The following is a 17,396-nucleotide window of genomic DNA, read 5'->3' on the forward strand; positions in this document are numbered from 1 at the left end:
CGCGAGTCGGGGCGTATTTCCTCCTATCAGAGGATTTAAACCCAATAGAGTTCATGGACTTTATTTAACGTGCCTCCGGCGGCTTGCGCAGCAAACTGTAGGCCATGGCTCCCAGCGCCGCCACGCCGAGCAGTAATACGGCCCAGAGTCCGAATTTTTTCCAGTTCGGCCCGCTGTCGACAGCCGCCGGCACCGGTGGCGAAGTGACCGCGACGGCCCCGGCCACCTTGGCCTGTCCCAAGGTGTTGAGGCGCTCGGAGGTGTAATCCGGGATCAGCGTCGACAACGGCAGGTTCGCCGCCTTCACCGAGGCATTCCCCAGCGCCAGCGTGAACGGCGGCTCGCCCCGCGCCAGGAACACCAACTGCGTGGCGCGCACCGCGAAGCGCAGGGCCGGCGCTTCGACGCCCAGGCCGCCGCCGCGCTCGTCGACCTGCAACTTGAGTTCGGCGACCGTCTGGCCGGGCAGTTGCAACTCGTCCTGCACCACGTCCTGGCCATTCTGGGTCAGGCGGTAGAGCAGACCGTTGCTCAACGGCTGCCAGGCTTGATTGCCATCGCGTCGCCCCGCCAAGGTCACCGGCGCCAGCGTATTGGCCTGCTTCAGCTCGACACGCAAGCGTTCGACACCCAGCCCGGTGGGCAACTTCCAAGTGTACTCACCCGCCTTGAGCCGCGTGCCCGAGAGCGGCTGCGACCAAACCAGCGGCAGCGGCAGGCTGCTGCTGGTGGCACTGGCCAACCTGGCCGAGGTCAGCAACGGCGCTGCCTGCCCCTTCCACACCAGGCGCAGGTAACGCGCGGACTGGCCCGGCAAACTGACGTCATGCTGCTCGACCCGCTCGTCGGCAAACGACAAACGCGCCACTTGTCCATCGCCCCAGGATTGCCAGTGCTGCAAGTCATCACTGGCTTCAATGCTGAAGCGCTGGAAGCCCTCCTGCTCGCGGCTCCAGTCCAGGCTCAACTGCTGCAACGGCGCCTTGATTTTACTGGCATCGAGCACCCAGCCACGCAGCACCTGCTTGCCGGGCTTGGGTGCGGTGGACGGTTTGATTTCCACCAGGGTGCCTTCGGCCGTGGTTTTCATCACCACACCGGGCAAGGTTGCCTGGGTGTCGGCGGCATACAGCGGGAACCACTTCACGTCGGTGACTTCACGACTTTCGGTGCGTTGCGACGCTTGACGCGCCAGCGCGTAGGCCTGGGGTTCACCGGCGGCGTTGAACACGCGCACATCGCTGAGGTCAGCCTGGCGCGCATTCAGTTGCACGGCCAAGGGCAACTCAAGGCGATACCAGGGGCCGTTGCCGCTGACGCTCAGCGCCACCTGGCTGCTGAAGTCGGCCGGCGTTTCCAGCGCCCACGCCGACAATGTCGTACAGATGCCCAGCACGACCACGCTCAACTTACCGATCAAGAGGATGCTCCTTCAGTGTCCAACACAGGTTCGGCACGCTTGGGCGGCAGCGGCGCAAAGTAGCCCACCACCAGCAACAACCCGCCCACGCCGATAAACGACACGATCCGCGCCAGGCCGCCACGGTTGCTCAGCTCGACAAAGAACAGCTTGGCCACCACCACCGCGATCAGCGCCGCGCCGATCAGCCACACTTCGCGGCGATGGCGCAGGTGGCCGCCGATCATCAGGCCGAGGGCGATCAGGGTCCAGACAATCGACAGGCCGGCTTGCACCAACATCGATTCCAGCAACCCATCCAGATGGAACGGTACGCCGCCCCAGTGATGTGCGGTGCGCATCACCAGGGCCGTAAAGAACGCGAACAGCGAAATACCGGCAATGCCCTGGGCGATCAATTCAGCACGCGGCCCGCGTTGCGGCGCCACGCTGCGCGACCACAGGTACACGCCCAGCAGCGCAAACAGCAAGCCCAGGTCCAGCGGGTTGAGCAACGGCACATAGGGCAATGGCCTGGCCGTGCCGTCACTGAAGGTATTCGCCAGCCAGAACCAGCCCAGCATCAGCACCGCCAATGGGAGTGCCGCCAGCACTCGATATTCCCGTGGGTACGCCGACACCGGCCATGGCCAGTTGCGCGGTGCAGCAGCCAGCACCAGGTACAGACTTGGCAGGATCGCCCAGCCCAGCCAGCGCCAGGCGTTGTATTCGCTCGACAGCAACAACAGGCCGTAGCGCAGCTCCAGCGCCAATACGCCGATCAACATCCAGCAACCCAACACGTGAGCAACGCTCAGGACGGTGGCCGGCACCAGCGTCGCCAAACGCCGCAGCGCGATGAAATGCACCCCGAACACCGCCAGCCAGGCCAGCCAGCCGTAGTGCGCTGCCGGGTGGTAATAATTATGCGCAGACACCAGCAAAACCATCCCCGCCGCCAGCATCAACAGGGTGCAGAGCATACCCAGGGACGCCCAACGCAGGCGCGTCGCGAGCAACGCCCAGATCGCCACGCTGACCGCCGCACTACCCAGCAGGCACGCCCCCCGCAGCTCATCGGGGATAAACCGCAGCACTTCAGCGATCAGCGCCAACGCCCACCAGGCCGCGCCCCACACCAGCAGCAGGTCAGACAGGCGTTGCAGCTTGAGCACGGCAAACACCGGCGCATGGGGTTCACGCTGCAGGCGCCAGGCACCGATCAAGGCGGCCAGGCCCAGCACCATCGGCGTCCAGAACCCGCTATGTCCCAGGGGACGCAGGCCTTCGCTGGCCAAAGGCCCGAGCAGCTCCGGCACCGCCAGCAGGAACGACGCGCCGCCGATCACTTGCAGCAGCAACCCAAATACAAAACTGACGCGCTGTTGCAGGTACAGGCTCAACCAGATGATCAACAACCCACTGGCCGCCCACACACCGCTGGCGCTTTCCCATGGCAGTACAAACAGCACGGCGAGGTTGATCAGCACCAACCCGGCCAGCAGCACCACGGACAGCCCGCGCAACAGCCGTACATCGCTACGCACCATGTCGTCGCGCGCCGCCAGCAGCATGCCGCCGATCAACGCCAGGCCGATCAACGACGCGCTGAGCAGGCCGCTCCAGCCGGCGTTGAATACCGCTGCCGAGTCGCCGCCTTGCAAGCGCAGCAGGAACAACGCCCCGCCCAGCAGTTGCACGGCGAACGCCGTGAACAGGAACGTGCGCGAGCCAATCCGCAAGCCGATGAACAGGGTCGCCAGGCCGGCGAGCGCCCAACTGATGGCAGTGCCTTGAGTCAGCAACAGCAGCGGCGCGAGCAGGTACACGAAAGTCAGGCCGAGGCTGGCCAGAACCGGCAGGCCCTTGCGCTCCCACTCCGCCGCCTGCTGCGTCGCGGCCCTGCGCAGTTGGTCGAAGCTGAACAGCAAGGCCGCGCCCAGCAGCAACGCCCCCAAGGGCGCCCCCTCCAGCAGCGTGTGCTCGCCGATGCGCAGCTCACTGAGAAACGCCAGCGCCGAGCCCAATTGCAGCAACAGGCCAAATGCCCGCGCCAACGGCCGCTGCTGGCGCAAGCCGAGCCAGAAGATCCCGGCACCTTCCACGGCCCAGGCAGCTGCGGTCCAACGCGCATCGAGCCCCAGGGGAATCGCCAGGCTGGCAAAGATCACCCCCAGGGCCAGGCAGGTTTCCGCCAGCAGCAAGGCGCGCCCGCCACTGAGCACGCGGGCCAGGCCCATGTAGAGGATGCCCAGGCCCAGCGCGCTGAATGCTGCGGCGAACTCAAGGTGCTGCACCAGCGCGAACTGCAGGCCAAACCCCACCAGCGGCGGGCCGAACAGCATGCTGCCGTCGACGTAGTCGCCTTTGGATGCCGACCAGCGCAACAACGCATCACGGCCTTCGGGCGCGTCGCCCATCTCCCGCAATTTGCGCCGGGCGAACAACAGGCCGATAGCCAGGTACATCAGGAAAAACAGGATCAGGAACGGCTCGGTACTCCACAGCAGTTCCGGCGTGTAGGAGCGCATGCCCCAGGCAAAGCCGATGCCGAAGGTGCCGACAAAGCCGATCAGGTTGAGCAAGCGCCAGGCCTTGAACCAGGCGATGGCGAGGATACCGGCGTTGAGCAGGGCAAAATAACTGAACAGCGCGACATGATTACCGGCGCCGGTGGACGTGAGGATCGGCGCCGCGAAGCCGCCGAGCGCGGCCGCACAGGCCAGTCCCAACGCATCCTGGGTAATCGCCAGGATCGCCGAGAACACCGTGACCGCCACCAGCAGGCCCAGCGCCGCGCTCGGGTCGATCAACGGGTGCAGGCGCATCGCGGCAAACACCGTCAGGTACAGCACCGCGATCCCGGTGCCTTGCAGCATCAAGCCGTAGTTGCTGTTACGCAACCGCAGCCACCAGCCCAGGCCCAACAGGCCAAGGGCCGCCGCGGCAACGCCGGCGTAACGCAGTTCGATCGGCACCACCATGCCTTCGGTGGCGTAGCGCAACAGGAAGGCCAGGCCGAGAAACAGCAGCACCACACCGACACGCAGCACGGTGTTGCCACCAAACAGCCAATTGCGTGCGCCGCTGATGGCGCGTTCGATCAGGTTTGGGTCACGGGGAGCAGCAGGTTCTTGAGGCGGACGTGGCGTCGGGGCAGGCGTCCAGACGTCATCCGGCAATGGCTGGCTCGGTTCGGCGACCATGGCGACAGGCGCCAATTCAGCCGGCAGCTCCCACACCAGTTCAGGCGCCTTGGCGACAGGTGCCGCCTCAGGCACAGGCGGCTCGACGATGACAGTGCGTGTCGGCGTGGGTACTTCCAGTTGCCGCAGGCGCTCACCCAGGGCGATCAACGCCTTCTGCGTGGTTTCCAACTGAACAGCCTGCTGCTGCGCCTGGGTCGCCAGCTTCGACAGGCGAATCGCCTGGCCGATGCCCAACCCCAACAGCGCACCGATGCCCGCATCATAGAACGACTCATCGAGCGTCCAGCCGAGCACCAGGCCAATCAGCATGAAAATCCATTGCATGGTCGATATTCCCTAAGCAAACCGGCGCTCAGTATATCGACGCGCAACTAATGTGGGAGGGGACTTGCTCCCGATAGCGGTGTACCAGTCGACATATTTGTCGACTGACACTCCGTCATCGGGGGCAAGCCCCCTCCCACATTTTGTATTGCGGTGTTTAGTCGAGGGCTTTCCAGATTTCAGTGGCGTACTCGCGGATCGTCCGGTCCGACGAGAACCAGCCCATCCGTGCGGTATTGAGCACCGCCGAACGCCACCACGCCTTGGAATCATGCCAATGCGCTTCGACCCGCGCCTGGGCGTCCCAGTAGGAATCGAAGTCGGCGCAGACCAGGAAGCGGTCGTAGTCGATCAACCCGTCGATCAAGCCCACATAGCGGCCCGGATCGTCCGGCGAGAACACCCCGCCGCGAATCGCTTGCAGCACATCGCTCAGACGATGGGACGCCGCAATATCGGGCCCGGCGTTGAATTCACCGGCATGTTTACGTGCCTCCACCTGTTGCGCACTGAGGCCGAAGATAAACATGTGATCGGCGCCCACGCGCTCGTGCATCTCCACGTTGGCGCCGTCCATGGTGCCGATGGTCAGCGCGCCGTTGAGGCCGAACTTCATGTTGCTGGTGCCCGAGGCTTCAAAGCCGGCGGTGGAGATCTGCTCCGACAAGTCCGCCGCCGGAATGATGCTTTCCGCCAGGCTGACGTTGTAGTTGGGCAGGAACACCACCTTGAGCAGGCCGCGTACGGTCGGGTCGTTGTTGACGGTGCGCGCGATGTCGTTGGTCAGCTTGATGATCAACTTGGCCTGGTGATAGCTGGCCGCCGCCTTGCCCGCGAAGATCTTCACCCGTGGCACCCAGTCGGTGCCCGGCTCGGCACGGATTGCCTGGTACAGCGCCACGGTGTGCAGCAGGTTGAGCAACTGGCGCTTGTATTCGTGGATACGCTTGACCTGCACGTCGAACATCGCCGCCGGGTTCACCGAAATGCCCAGGCGCTCATGGATGATCTCGGCCAGCGCACGCTTGCTGTGCAGGCGCTGATCGGCGAAGGCTTTGCGGAAGGTCTGTTTCTCGGCGAAGGTTTCCAGCTCGCCCAGGCGGGTTTCGATGGTGTCGAGAATGTCCGGGCCCAAGGCTTCCACCAGCATATCGGTGAGCTTGGGGTTGGCCTGGTACAGCCAGCGGCGGAAGGTAATGCCGTTGGTCTTGTTGTTGATGCGCTCCGGGTAGAGCTTGTGCAGTTCGGAGAACACGGTGCTGCGCATCAGTTGGGTGTGCAGGCCGGACACGCCGTTGACGCTGTGGGAGCCGAGGAACGCCAGGTTGCCCATGCGCACACGGCGGCCGTTGTCTTCTTCGATCAGGGACACGGCGCGCAGCACGTCGAAGTCATGGATGCCCTTGGCGCGCAACGCATCGATGTGCTGGGCGTTGATCAGGTAGATGATCTGCATGTGCCGGGGCAGCATGCGCTCCATCAGGCCGACCGGCCAGGTTTCCAGAGCCTCGGGCAACAGGGTGTGGTTGGTGTACGACAGGGTTTCGACGGTGACATCCCACGCGGCTTCCCACGGAATGTCGTGCAGGTCGACCAACTGGCGCATCAACTCGGCCACGGCGATCGAGGGGTGGGTGTCGTTGAGCTGGATCGCCGCGTGTTCGCCCAGGCTCAGGACCGAGCCGTGCATGTTCTTGTGGCGACGCAACAGGTCTTGCAAGGAGGCGGCGACGAAGAAGTATTCCTGGCGCAGGCGCAGCTCCTGCCCCGCTTCGGTGCTGTCCGCCGGGTAAAGCACTCGGGAGATGCTCTCGGCGCGGGCCACTTCGGCGACGGCGCCCAAGTGGTCACCGGCGTTGAAGCGCTCCAGGTGCAGGTCTTCCACCGCCCGGGCACGCCACAGGCGCAAGGTATTCACGCTGGCGCCGCGCCAACCGACCACCGGGGTGTCGTAGGCAACGGCGCGCACGGTTTCGTTGGGCGTCCACACCTGGATCAGCTTGCCGGAGGCATCCGGCAGGGTCTCGACGCTGCCGCCAAAGCCAATCGGGTAAATCACCTCGGCCCGCTCGAATTCCCACGGGTTGCCGAAATCCAGCCAGCGTTCGGTCTGTTCCTGCTGCCAGCCATCGACAATCGCCTGGCGGAACAAGCCGTGCTCATAACGAATGCCATAACCGTGACCGGCGATGCCCAAGGTCGACATGCTTTCCATAAAGCATGCGGCCAGACGGCCGAGGCCGCCGTTGCCAAGCGCCGCGTCGGGCTCCAGCAGGCGAATGCGTTCGAGGTCCACACCCAGCTCGGACAAGGCTTCGCGAGCGATCTCCAGCACGCCGAGGTTGCTCAGGCTGTCGTAGAGCAGGCGGCCGATAAGGAATTCCAGGGAGAGGTAATACACCCGCTTCTGGCCTTTGCGGTAGATACGCCGCGTGTGATCCATCCAGTGGTCGACCATCTGGTCGCGGGCGGCCAGGGCAATGGCTTCGAACCAGTCGTGGTCGAAGGCATGGTCCGGGTCTTTGCCCACCGCGTAGGTGAGTTTGGTCAAGACAGCATCGCGGAATGCGGCTACCTCTGCTTCTCGTGCAAGCGGTTCCTGAGACATCGGTGTGACCTCGGGCGAGATTGAAGGAGTTGCTAGAGCCTAGTCGGTCTGACAGACGGTAGACGCTCTGGTTCGGCAGTTTTTTAACTCATTCACCTTTAATACGCTTTTGATGCAGGGGTCGTGCCCGATCAGCCCTCATCCGCGCCTTTGAGCTGAAATCCGTAAAATATTGTTCAAAAAACCACCAATCCCGGTATGATCGCGCGCCCGGATACCGCCCCACCTTTTGGAACCCTGATGAAGCCTCAACTGATCGCCGCTGCGGAACTCGACCGTCTCGAGACTTGGCAGAAATACTCCGCCCATATGTGCGGCGGCTGCGTGTCCAGCTGCTGCACGCTGCCGGTTGAGGTGAAGATCAAGGACCTGATCCGCATTGGTATCGTCGATGAATTCGAGCGCGGCGACCCGCCGAAGAACATCGCCAAGCGGTTGCAGAAGGAAGGCATCGTCGAGCGCTACAACAACAAATCCGAGATTTTTACCCTGCAGCGCATGAGCAACAACGACTGCCTGTACCTGGATCGTAAGACGCGCTTCTGCACTATTTATGACAAGCGCCCGGATACTTGCCGCAACCACCCGAAGATCGGGCCGCGCCCGGGGTATTGCGCGTACAAGCCGAAGGAAGTGGTGCGCGAGACCAAATTCAAGACCCTCGACAAGTTCTGATTCGGGTTTTGTGGGGCTCTCAAGGGCCCTATCGGGGGCAAGCCCCCTCCCACATTTTGATCTGTGAACACATTCAAAGGTGGGAGGGGGCTTGCCCCCGATGAGGCCAGTACAGCCACCACAGAAACTGCAGGCATAAAAAAACGCCCCCGGCCTTTCGACCGGGGGCGTTTTTCATTCAGCCTGAGTTAACTCAGTTCTTGGCTTTCTTGGCAGCGCGGGTACGCTCGCCTTCGTCCAGGATCTTCTTACGCAGGCGGATCGACTTCGGCGTCACTTCGCACAGTTCGTCGTCCTGGATGAATTCCAGGGCCTGTTCCAGGGTGAAGCGAACAGGTGGAACCAGGGCGATGGTTTCGTCTTTACCCGAAGCACGCATGTTGTCGAGCTTCTTGCCTTTGGTTGGGTTGACGCCCATGTCGTTGTCACGGCTGTTCAGGCCAACGATCTGACCGTTGTAGATCTCTTGACCGTGCTCAACGAACAGCTTGCCACGCGCCTGGAGAGTTTCCAGGGAGTAGGTCAGCGCCTTGCCGGTTTCTACCGATACCAGGACACCGTTCTGACGGCCGGACATGTCGCCGGACTTCATGGTGTCGTAGCGATCGAAGATCGAGGTCAGGATGCCAGCACCGTTGGTCAGGGTCAGGAACTGGTTACGGAAACCGATCAAGCCACGAGCAGGGATGTTGTATTCCAGACGCACACGGCCTTTGCCATCCGGCACCATGTTGGTCAGGTCGCCCTTACGCAGGCCCATCTCTTCCATGACCTTGCCCTGGGATTCTTCAGGGGTGTCGATGGTGACGTTTTCGAACGGTTCCTGCTTCACGCCGTCAACCTGACGGATGATCACTTCAGGACGACCAACGCCCATTTCGAAGCCTTCGCGACGCATGGTTTCGATCAGTACCGAGAGGTGCAGCTCACCACGGCCGGAAACCTTGAACTTGTCAGCCGAGTCGCCTTCTTCAACGCGCAGTGCAACGTTGTACAGCAGCTCTTTGTCCAGACGTTCCTTGATGTTACGGGAAGTCACGAACTTGCCTTCTTTACCGCAGAAAGGCGAGTCGTTTACCTGGAAGGTCATGGAAACGGTTGGCTCGTCGACGGTCAGAGGCTTCATTGCCTCGACATTGTCCGGCTGGCACAGGGTGTCGGAGATGAACAGCGAGTCCATGCCGCTGACGCACACGATGTCGCCGGCGAAGGCTTCTTCAACGTCGATACGGTGCAGGCCGTGGTGACCCATCAGCTTCAGGATACGACCGTTGCGCTTCTTGCCGTCGGCGCCGATTGCCACAACCGGGGTGTTCGGCTTGACGCTGCCACGGGCGATACGGCCAACGCCGATCACACCCAGGAAGCTGTTGTAGTCCAGTGCCGAGATTTGCATCTGGAACGGGCCGTCACGGTCAACTTTCGGCGCAGGTACGTTGTCGACGATCGACTGGTACAGCGGGGTCATGTCTTCGGCCATGTCGGTGTGGTCCAGACCGGCAATGCCGTTCAGGGCCGAGGCGTAGACGACTTTGAAGTCCAGCTGTTCTTCGGTGGCACCCAGGTTGTCGAACAGGTCGAAGATCTGGTCCAGAACCCAGTCCGGACGCGCGCCTGGACGGTCAACCTTGTTGATGCACACGATCGGACGCAGGCCGGCTTCGAACGCCTTCTTGGTCACGAAACGGGTTTGCGGCATAGGGCCGTCTTGAGCGTCAACCAGCAGCAGAACGGAGTCAACCATCGACATTACGCGTTCTACTTCGCCGCCGAAGTCGGCGTGGCCCGGGGTATCCACGATGTTGATGTGGTAGCCGTTCCAGTTGATGGCGGTGTTTTTTGCCAGGATGGTAATACCGCGCTCTTTTTCCTGGTCGTTGGAGTCCATCACGCGCTCGTCGTTGAGCTCGTTGCGCTCCAGGGTGCCGGATTGACGCAGGAGTTTGTCTACCAGGGTGGTTTTACCATGGTCAACGTGGGCAATGATGGCGATGTTACGTAGATTTTCGATCACTTGTGTATCTCGATCAGAGGATTCGGTGTGCTGACAGGTCGTGGCAGCGATTAACAGTAGAGTCAGGCCTTGCCGTTACAGCTTGACGGCAGAGTCGGGGGGCCGGTGACGCAGGCCACAGGCAAACAGCCCCGGGCTCTTAGCTCGGTCGATAAACGCGCACATTGGCATGCCCCTCACTGAGCAAATGGTGGGCATGCAGGCGACTCATCACGCCTTTGTCGCAATACAGCAGGTACTGACGGCTGTTATCCAGTTCCTTGAAACGCGCGTTCAATGCATAGAACGGCAGCGTTTGTACGTCGATGCCGGCGATTTCCAGCGGCTCATCTTCAGCGGCATCCGGGTGACGGATGTCGATGACGATCTGGCCGGCCAGGGCTTCGCTGACTTCTTCGATCTGCACATCCTGGCCCAGTTCGTCGATAACACGATCGATCGGGACCAGCTTGGCGTTCTCGAGCGCACGCTCCAGAACCGCCATATCAAACTGTTGTTCTTCGTACTCCACGCGGTTGCGCTTGGCGTGGGTCTTGGGGTTCACCGAAATGACCCCGCAGTATTCAGGCATATGCTTGGCAAAGTCGGCGGTGCCGATTGTTTCTGCCAAGTCGATGATGTCCTGCTTGTGGCTGGCGATCAGCGGGCGCAGTACCAGCTTCTCGGTCACGCAGTCGATCAGCGACAGGTTCGGCAGCGTCTGGCTGGAAACCTGGGAAATCGCTTCACCGGTCACCAGCGCGTCGATCTGCAACTGATCGGCGATTCGGGACGCAGCGCGCAACATCATACGCTTCAAAACTACGCCCATATGACTGTTATCGACTTTACCGAGAATTTCGCCCAGCACTTCCTCGAACGGTACGCTCACAAATAGCACGCGCTGGGAGCTGCCGTACTTCTTCCAGATAAAGTGCGCAACTTCCATCACGCCCAATTCGTGTGCACGCCCGCCCAGGTTAAAGAAGCAGAAGTGGCTCATCAGGCCGCGGCGCATGATCTGGTAGGCCGCCACCGTGGAATCGAAACCGCCGGACATGAGGACCAGGGTCTGTTCCAGGGCGCCCAGCGGGTAGCCGCCGATGCTGTCGTGCTGGCTGTGAATCACAAACAACCGTTGGTCGCGAATTTCCATGCGCACTTCAATTTGCGGCGCCTTGAGGGAAATTCCGGCGGCGCCGCACTCGCGACGCAGCTTGCTGCCGACGTATTTCTCGACGTCCATGGAACTGAACGGGTGCTTGCCGGCACGCTTGCAGCGCACCGAAAAAATCTTGCCTTCAAGGCTGTCGCCGAAGTGCCGTTTGCATTTCTCGGTGATGTCGTCGAAGTCCCCCAGCGGGTACTCATCCACCTGCAGGAAATGCGCGATACCCGGCATGCAGCTCAGGCGCTCGGTCATGTCCTTCAAGGCTTTGGCGTCGGTCAGGCGGGTTTCCAGCTCGAGGTTGTCCCACACACCGTTCACCACCACAGCCGGGTCCAGATCGCGGAGCACGGCACGGATGTTCTTGGCCAACTGACGGATGAAACGCATCCGTACCGGTCGGCTCTTGATGGTGATCTCGGGAAAGACTTTAACGATTAATTTCATGGAAACAGCGCGCGCAGGGCCTGCCGAAAAAGGGGGGCGCGGATTATAGCGGAAATCGCTCAAGGTTTAACCAGTTAATATGCACAACACTCGACTCGCACTAAAGAGGTGCATTTGCACTCGCGCGCGCCACATTGCGGTGCGCTAATTTCCGGCATTTGTCGCAATGCACCTTTATAGGGGCGTTTTTGGAGCAAAAAACCCATGTTGGCGCACTGGCATGCAATTTGCTCTCTTGTGAGGCAGGTTGCCATGGCGGACTATCCGCGCCGGCATCACCCACATTCTAAGGGCTAACTCCACTACCCCAGCCCGAAGCCACCCGGAGGACACTATGTCGAAGTCGGTTCAACTCATCAAAGATCATGACGTTAAATGGATTGATCTGCGCTTCACGGACACCAAAGGCACTCAGCACCACGTGACCATGCCGGCTCGCGACGCGCTGGATGATGCTTTCTTCGAAGAAGGCAAAATGTTCGACGGCTCCTCCATCGCTGGCTGGAAAGGCATCGAAGCCTCCGACATGATCCTGATGCCGGACGACAGCACTGCCGTTCTCGACCCGTTCACCGAAGACCCAACCCTGATCATCGTCTGCGACGTGATCGAGCCTTCGACCATGCAAGGCTACGACCGCGACCCACGTGCGATCGCCAAGCGTGCCGAGGAATACCTGAAGTCGACCGGTATCGGCGACACCGTATTCGTAGGCCCGGAGCCGGAATTCTTCATCTTTGATTCGGTCAAGTTCAAGTCCGACATCTCCGGCTCCATGTTCAAGATCTTCTCCGAACAAGGTTCGTGGATGTCCGACCAGGACGTGGAAGGCGGCAACAAAGGCCACCGTCCAGGCATCAAAGGTGGCTACTTCCCGGTTCCGCCGTTCGACCACGACCACGAAATCCGTACCTCCATGTGCAACGCCATGGAAGAAATGGGCCTGGTCATCGAAGTTCACCACCACGAAGTGGCGACTGCCGGCCAGAACGAAATCGGCGTTAAGTTCAACACCCTGGTGGCCAAGGCTGACGAAGTCCAGACCCTGAAGTACTGCGTACACAACGTGGCTGATGCCTACGGCCGTACCGCTACCTTCATGCCTAAGCCGCTGTACGGCGATAACGGTTCGGGCATGCACGTTCACCTGTCCATCGCCAAAGAAGGCAAGAACACCTTCGCTGGCGAAGGTTATGCCGGCCTGTCCGACACCGCTCTGTACTTCATCGGCGGCATCATCAAGCACGGTAAGGCCCTGAACGGCTTCACCAACCCGTCGACCAACTCCTACAAGCGTCTGGTCCCAGGTTTCGAAGCACCGGTCATGCTGGCCTACTCGGCTCGTAACCGTTCCGCCTCGATCCGCATTCCTTACGTATCCAGCCCGCGCGCTCGCCGTATCGAAGCTCGCTTCCCGGATCCAGCAGCCAACCCATACCTGGCCTTCGCTGCCCTGGTCATGGCCGGCCTGGACGGTATCCAGAACAAGATCCACCCTGGCGACGCCGCCGACAAAAACTTGTACGACCTGCCGCCTGAAGAGGCCAAAGAGATCCCACAAGTGTGCGGCAGCCTGAAAGAAGCCCTGGAAGAGCTGGACAAGGGCCGTGCGTTCCTGACCAAAGGCGGCGTATTCAGCGACGACTTCATCGATGCCTACATCGAGCTGAAAAGCGAAGAAGAAATCAAAGTACGCACCTTCGTACACCCACTGGAATACGAGCTGTACTACAGCTGCTGATCCGGTAGCGCTGCTTGACGTAGCGTGCTGAAAAAGGCCTCCTTCGGGAGGTCTTTTTTTTGCCCGCACCCTAGGAGGTCACCTCTTGAAGCGTCTACTCGCATTCACTTTATTGTTCGCCAGCGCCAGTGCATTCGCTGCACCGCCGACACTGGCGCCATTGCTCAACAGCATCGCCGAACGCCTGGCCATTGCCGACCAGGTGGCCCTGAGCAAATGGGACAGTAAAAAACCGGTAGAAGACAAAAAGCGCGAGCAGGACGTGCTCGCCAGCGTCATTGCCCAGGCACCGAGTTACCAACTGGAGCCCGCCGCCGCCGAGCAATTTTTCTCGGCGCAGATCGAGGCAAACAAGCTGGTGCAGTACACCCACCTGTCCGACTGGCAGTTCCAGGGCAAGGCACCCGACGACCCGCGCCCGGACCTGGTGAAGCAGATCCGCCCGCAGCTGGATCAATTGCAAAAACGCCTGCTGCAACAGCTCGCGGACTTCACGCCACAACGCAGCGACCCGCAGTGCCCTCAATGGCTGGCTGAAGCGGTGCATGAACCGCTGAACGACCCGTTGCGGCAGCTGGCGATGATTCGCGCCACGGCCGAGCTATGTATCCACAAAGACTGAAGCTGTAACCCGAGCCGAACATGTGGGAGTTCCTCCCACATTGGATTTGTGTGAATTCGGCACTTCCTGAACAACCTTCACAAAACCGCACTATATTGGTGCGACATCCCGCACCCTTCCCACTGACTCACACCATTTTGGTTCGAAACTTCCCGAGCGGGCTGGCAGAACGCCACAGTTTCGCGCCTTAATCCCTTATTTCAGGGGATTCACGCTTCTTTTCGGAGCCTTGGTTTGGTTTTTGCATTTTCCTTGTATCAGCGTGTGCCTCAAGCCCGCGCCTTGCTCCAAAAGAGGTCCCGATGACCATCAGCGATGCACTGCACCGTTTGCTACTCGACAACCTGACCACCGCGACCATCCTGCTCAATGACGACCTGCGCCTTGAGTACATGAACCCGGCGGCAGAGATGCTCCTGGCCATCAGCGGTCAGCGCAGCCATGGGCAGTTCATCAGCGAATTGTTCACCGAGTCGGCCGAAGCCTTGAGTTCGTTGCGCCAGGCAGTGGAGCAGGCACACCCGTTCACCAAGCGTGAAGCGATGCTCACGGCACTCACCGGCCAGACGCTGACCGTCGACTACGCCGTGACCCCGATCCTGAGCAACGGCGCCACGCTGCTGCTGCTCGAAGTGCACCCCCGCGACCGCCTGTTGCGCATCACCAAGGAAGAAGCCCAGCTGTCCAAGCAGGAGACCAGCAAGATGCTGGTGCGCGGCCTGGCCCATGAGATCAAGAACCCGCTGGGCGGCATTCGCGGCGCGGCGCAGCTGCTGGCCCGTGAACTGCCGGACGAGCACCTCAAGGACTACACCAACGTCATCATCGAAGAGGCCGACCGCCTGCGTAACCTGGTGGACCGCATGCTCGGCTCCAACAAGCTGCCGTCGCTGGCGATGACCAACGTGCACGAAGTTCTGGAGCGCGTCTGTCAGTTGGTAGAAGCCGAAAGCCAGGGCTGCATCACCCTGGTGCGCGACTACGACCCAAGCATTCCCGACGTGTTGATCGACCGCGAGCAGATGATCCAGGCGGTGCTCAACATCGTGCGCAACGCCATGCAGGCCATCAGCAGCCAGAACGAGCTGCGCCTTGGCCGCATCAGCCTGCGCACCCGCGCCCTGCGCCAGTTCACCATCGGCCACGTGCGCCATCGCCTGGTGACCAAGGTCGAGATCATCGACAACGGCCCGGGCATTCCTGCGGAACTTCAGGAAACCATCTTCTTTCCCATGGTCAGCGGCCGCCCGGACGGTACCGGGCTGGGCCTGGCCATTACCCAGAACATCATCAGCCAGCACCAGGGTCTGATCGAATGTGAGAGCCATCCCGGCCACACCACATTCTCGATCTTTCTGCCTCTGGAACAAGGAGCCCCATCGACATGAGCCGTAGTGAAACTGTGTGGATCGTCGATGACGACCGTTCTATCCGCTGGGTCCTCGAGAAAGCCTTGCAACAGGAAGGCATGACCACCCAGAGCTTCGACAGCGCCGACGGGGTGATGAGCCGCCTGGCGCGCCAGCAGCCCGACGTGATCATCTCCGACATCCGCATGCCCGGCGCCAGTGGCCTGGACCTGCTGGCGCGGATTCGCGAGCAGCACCCGCGCCTGCCGGTGATCATCATGACGGCGCACTCGGACCTGGACAGCGCTGTCGCGTCCTATCAGGGCGGCGCCTTCGAGTACCTGCCCAAGCCGTTTGACGTGGACGAGGCCGTGGCGCTGGTCAAGCGCGCCAACCAGCACGCCCAGGAACAGCAGAACCAGGAAGCTCCGCCGACCCTGACCCGCACCCCGGAAATCATCGGTGAAGCGCCGGCGATGCAGGAAGTGTTTCGCGCCATCGGGCGCTTGAGCCATTCCAACATCACCGTGCTGATCAACGGCGAGTCGGGTACCGGTAAAGAGTTGGTGGCCCACGCCCTGCACCGCCACAGCCCGCGGGCGGCCTCGCCGTTTATCGCGCTGAACATGGCGGCGATCCCCAAGGATCTGATGGAGTCCGAGCTGTTCGGCCATGAGAAAGGCGCATTCACCGGCGCAGCCAACCTGCGTCGCGGCCGCTTCGAACAGGCGGACGGCGGCACGCTGTTCCTCGATGAAATCGGCGACATGCCGGCCGACACCCAGACCCGCCTGCTGCGCGTACTGGCGGACGGCGAGTTCTACCGCGTGGGCGGGCACACACCGGTCAAGGTCGATGTGCGCATCATCGCCGCGACTCACCAGAACCTGGAAACCCTGGTGCACGCCGGCAAGTTCCGTGAAGACTTGTTCCACCGTCTCAACGTGATCCGCATCCACATCCCACGGATGTCGGACCGCCGCGAAGATATCCCGACCCTCGCCCGCCACTTCCTCAGCCGCGCCGCCCAGGAGCTGGCCGTCGAGCCGAAGCTGCTGAAAAGCGAGACCGAGGAATACCTGAAGAACCTGCCGTGGCCCGGCAACGTGCGCCAGCTGGAGAACACCTGCCGCTGGATCACCGTGATGGCGTCCGGCCGCGAAGTGCATATCGGCGACCTGCCGCCGGAACTGCTGAGCCTGCCGCAGGATTCGGCCCCGGTGACCAACTGGGAACAGGCGCTGCGCCAATGGGCCGACCAGGCCCTGGCACGCGGCCAGTCGAACCTGCTGGACAGCGCCGTGCCGGCCTTCGAGCGGATCATGATCGAAACCGCCCTCAAGCACACCGCCGGCCGCCGTCGCGATGCCGCCGTGTTGCTGGGTTGGGGTCGCAATACCCTGACGCGCAAGATCAAGGAGTTGGGCATGAAGGTCGATGGTGGGGATGACGATGAGGGCGACGACGCCTGATCTCCAATCTACCGAGGTCTAATGTGGGAGGGGGCTTGCTCCCGATGGCGGTGGATCAGTCAGATAGATATCGACTGACACTCCGCCATCGGGAGCAAGCCCCCTCTCACATTTGGCCCCCCACACGGACTCAGAACCGTGCACCGCTTCAATGCACCCTGTTCTAGCATCGCGCACACGTTCCAAGCCCGAAACATGCGTTTTGTTAAGAAAATACTGAACCCCGAAAACACCAAAGCCCCGTATTGCGGGGCTTTGCGCTTTCTGGAGAAATTTTTTGGCACAACTCAGCCACTCTGGCACGCGCCCTGCAATAACCCCAGTACAACCCAGTTTCGGGGACCTTGGTACAGGCAGGCCGAGAATCCCCTCTTTACACCCGGGGTGCT

Annotated in this window: 10 protein-coding genes; 5 read left to right on the plus strand and 5 right to left on the minus strand. The window is 61.5% G+C overall.

Annotation, left to right across the window (positions count from 1 at the left end; translation table 11 throughout):
* Positions 1-64: 64 nt before the first annotated feature.
* The 3 genes from C8K58_RS10105 to C8K58_RS10115 form a co-directional block, all read right to left on the minus strand.
* Positions 65-1,417 carry a DUF3999 domain-containing protein gene (locus C8K58_RS10105; protein WP_108573723.1) on the minus strand — a complete coding sequence of 451 codons (1,353 nt, stop codon included), beginning with the start codon at positions 1,415-1,417 and terminating at the stop codon, positions 65-67.
* Complete coding sequence (locus tag C8K58_RS10110; RefSeq protein ID WP_108573675.1) at positions 1,417-4,932, minus strand: DUF2339 domain-containing protein; 3,516 nt, start codon at positions 4,930-4,932, stop codon at positions 1,417-1,419. Before C8K58_RS10110 ends, C8K58_RS10105 begins: the two co-directional genes overlap by 1 nt.
* 157 nt (positions 4,933-5,089) lie before the next feature.
* A complete protein-coding gene (locus tag C8K58_RS10115) occupies positions 5,090-7,540 on the minus strand; it encodes a glycogen/starch/alpha-glucan phosphorylase (RefSeq protein ID WP_027605065.1) in 2,451 nt (816 codons plus the stop codon).
* A 240-nt stretch (positions 7,541-7,780) separates the two neighbouring features.
* On the opposite strand from C8K58_RS10115, the gene C8K58_RS10120 reads away from it, so the two are divergent.
* Positions 7,781-8,215: a YkgJ family cysteine cluster protein gene (locus C8K58_RS10120; protein ID WP_024072902.1), complete on the plus strand. Its 435-nt coding sequence runs from the start codon at positions 7,781-7,783 to the stop codon at positions 8,213-8,215.
* 193 nt (positions 8,216-8,408) lie between these two features.
* On the opposite strand, the gene typA is transcribed toward C8K58_RS10120, so the two are convergent.
* Together typA and thiI are read right to left on the minus strand one after the other, a co-directional pair.
* Positions 8,409-10,229: a translational GTPase TypA gene (typA, locus tag C8K58_RS10125; RefSeq protein ID WP_098480533.1), complete on the minus strand. Its 1,821-nt coding sequence runs from the start codon at positions 10,227-10,229 to the stop codon at positions 8,409-8,411.
* A gap of 139 nt (positions 10,230-10,368) precedes the next feature.
* Positions 10,369-11,823 carry a tRNA uracil 4-sulfurtransferase ThiI gene (gene thiI, locus C8K58_RS10130; RefSeq protein WP_065940748.1) on the minus strand — a complete coding sequence of 485 codons (1,455 nt, stop codon included), beginning with the start codon at positions 11,821-11,823 and terminating at the stop codon, positions 10,369-10,371.
* A 334-nt stretch (positions 11,824-12,157) separates the two neighbouring features.
* Between thiI and glnA the strand changes: the two genes are divergently transcribed.
* The 4 genes from glnA to ntrC all read left to right on the plus strand — a co-directional run bounded on the left by glnA (position 12,158) and on the right by ntrC (position 17,007).
* Positions 12,158-13,564 carry a glutamate--ammonia ligase gene (gene glnA / locus C8K58_RS10140; protein WP_024072899.1) on the plus strand — a complete coding sequence of 469 codons (1,407 nt, stop codon included), beginning with the start codon at positions 12,158-12,160 and terminating at the stop codon, positions 13,562-13,564.
* 85 nt (positions 13,565-13,649) lie between these two features.
* Entirely contained in the window at positions 13,650-14,186 is a 537-nt protein-coding gene (locus C8K58_RS10145) for a chorismate mutase (RefSeq protein WP_027605068.1), read from the plus strand.
* 302 nt (positions 14,187-14,488) lie between these two features.
* Positions 14,489-15,574, plus strand: coding sequence for a nitrogen regulation protein NR(II) (gene glnL / locus C8K58_RS10150; RefSeq protein WP_024072896.1), 1,086 nt, complete (start codon positions 14,489-14,491; stop codon positions 15,572-15,574).
* Positions 15,571-17,007: a nitrogen regulation protein NR(I) gene (gene ntrC / locus C8K58_RS10155; RefSeq protein WP_027605069.1), complete on the plus strand. Its 1,437-nt coding sequence runs from the start codon at positions 15,571-15,573 to the stop codon at positions 17,005-17,007. The genes glnL and ntrC overlap by 4 nt, the downstream gene beginning before the upstream one ends.
* Positions 17,008-17,396 lie beyond the last annotated feature (389 nt).

The sequence above is a fragment of the Pseudomonas sp. GV047 genome (assembly GCF_003058245.1).
Taxonomy (GTDB): domain Bacteria; phylum Pseudomonadota; class Gammaproteobacteria; order Pseudomonadales; family Pseudomonadaceae; genus Aquipseudomonas; species Aquipseudomonas marginalis.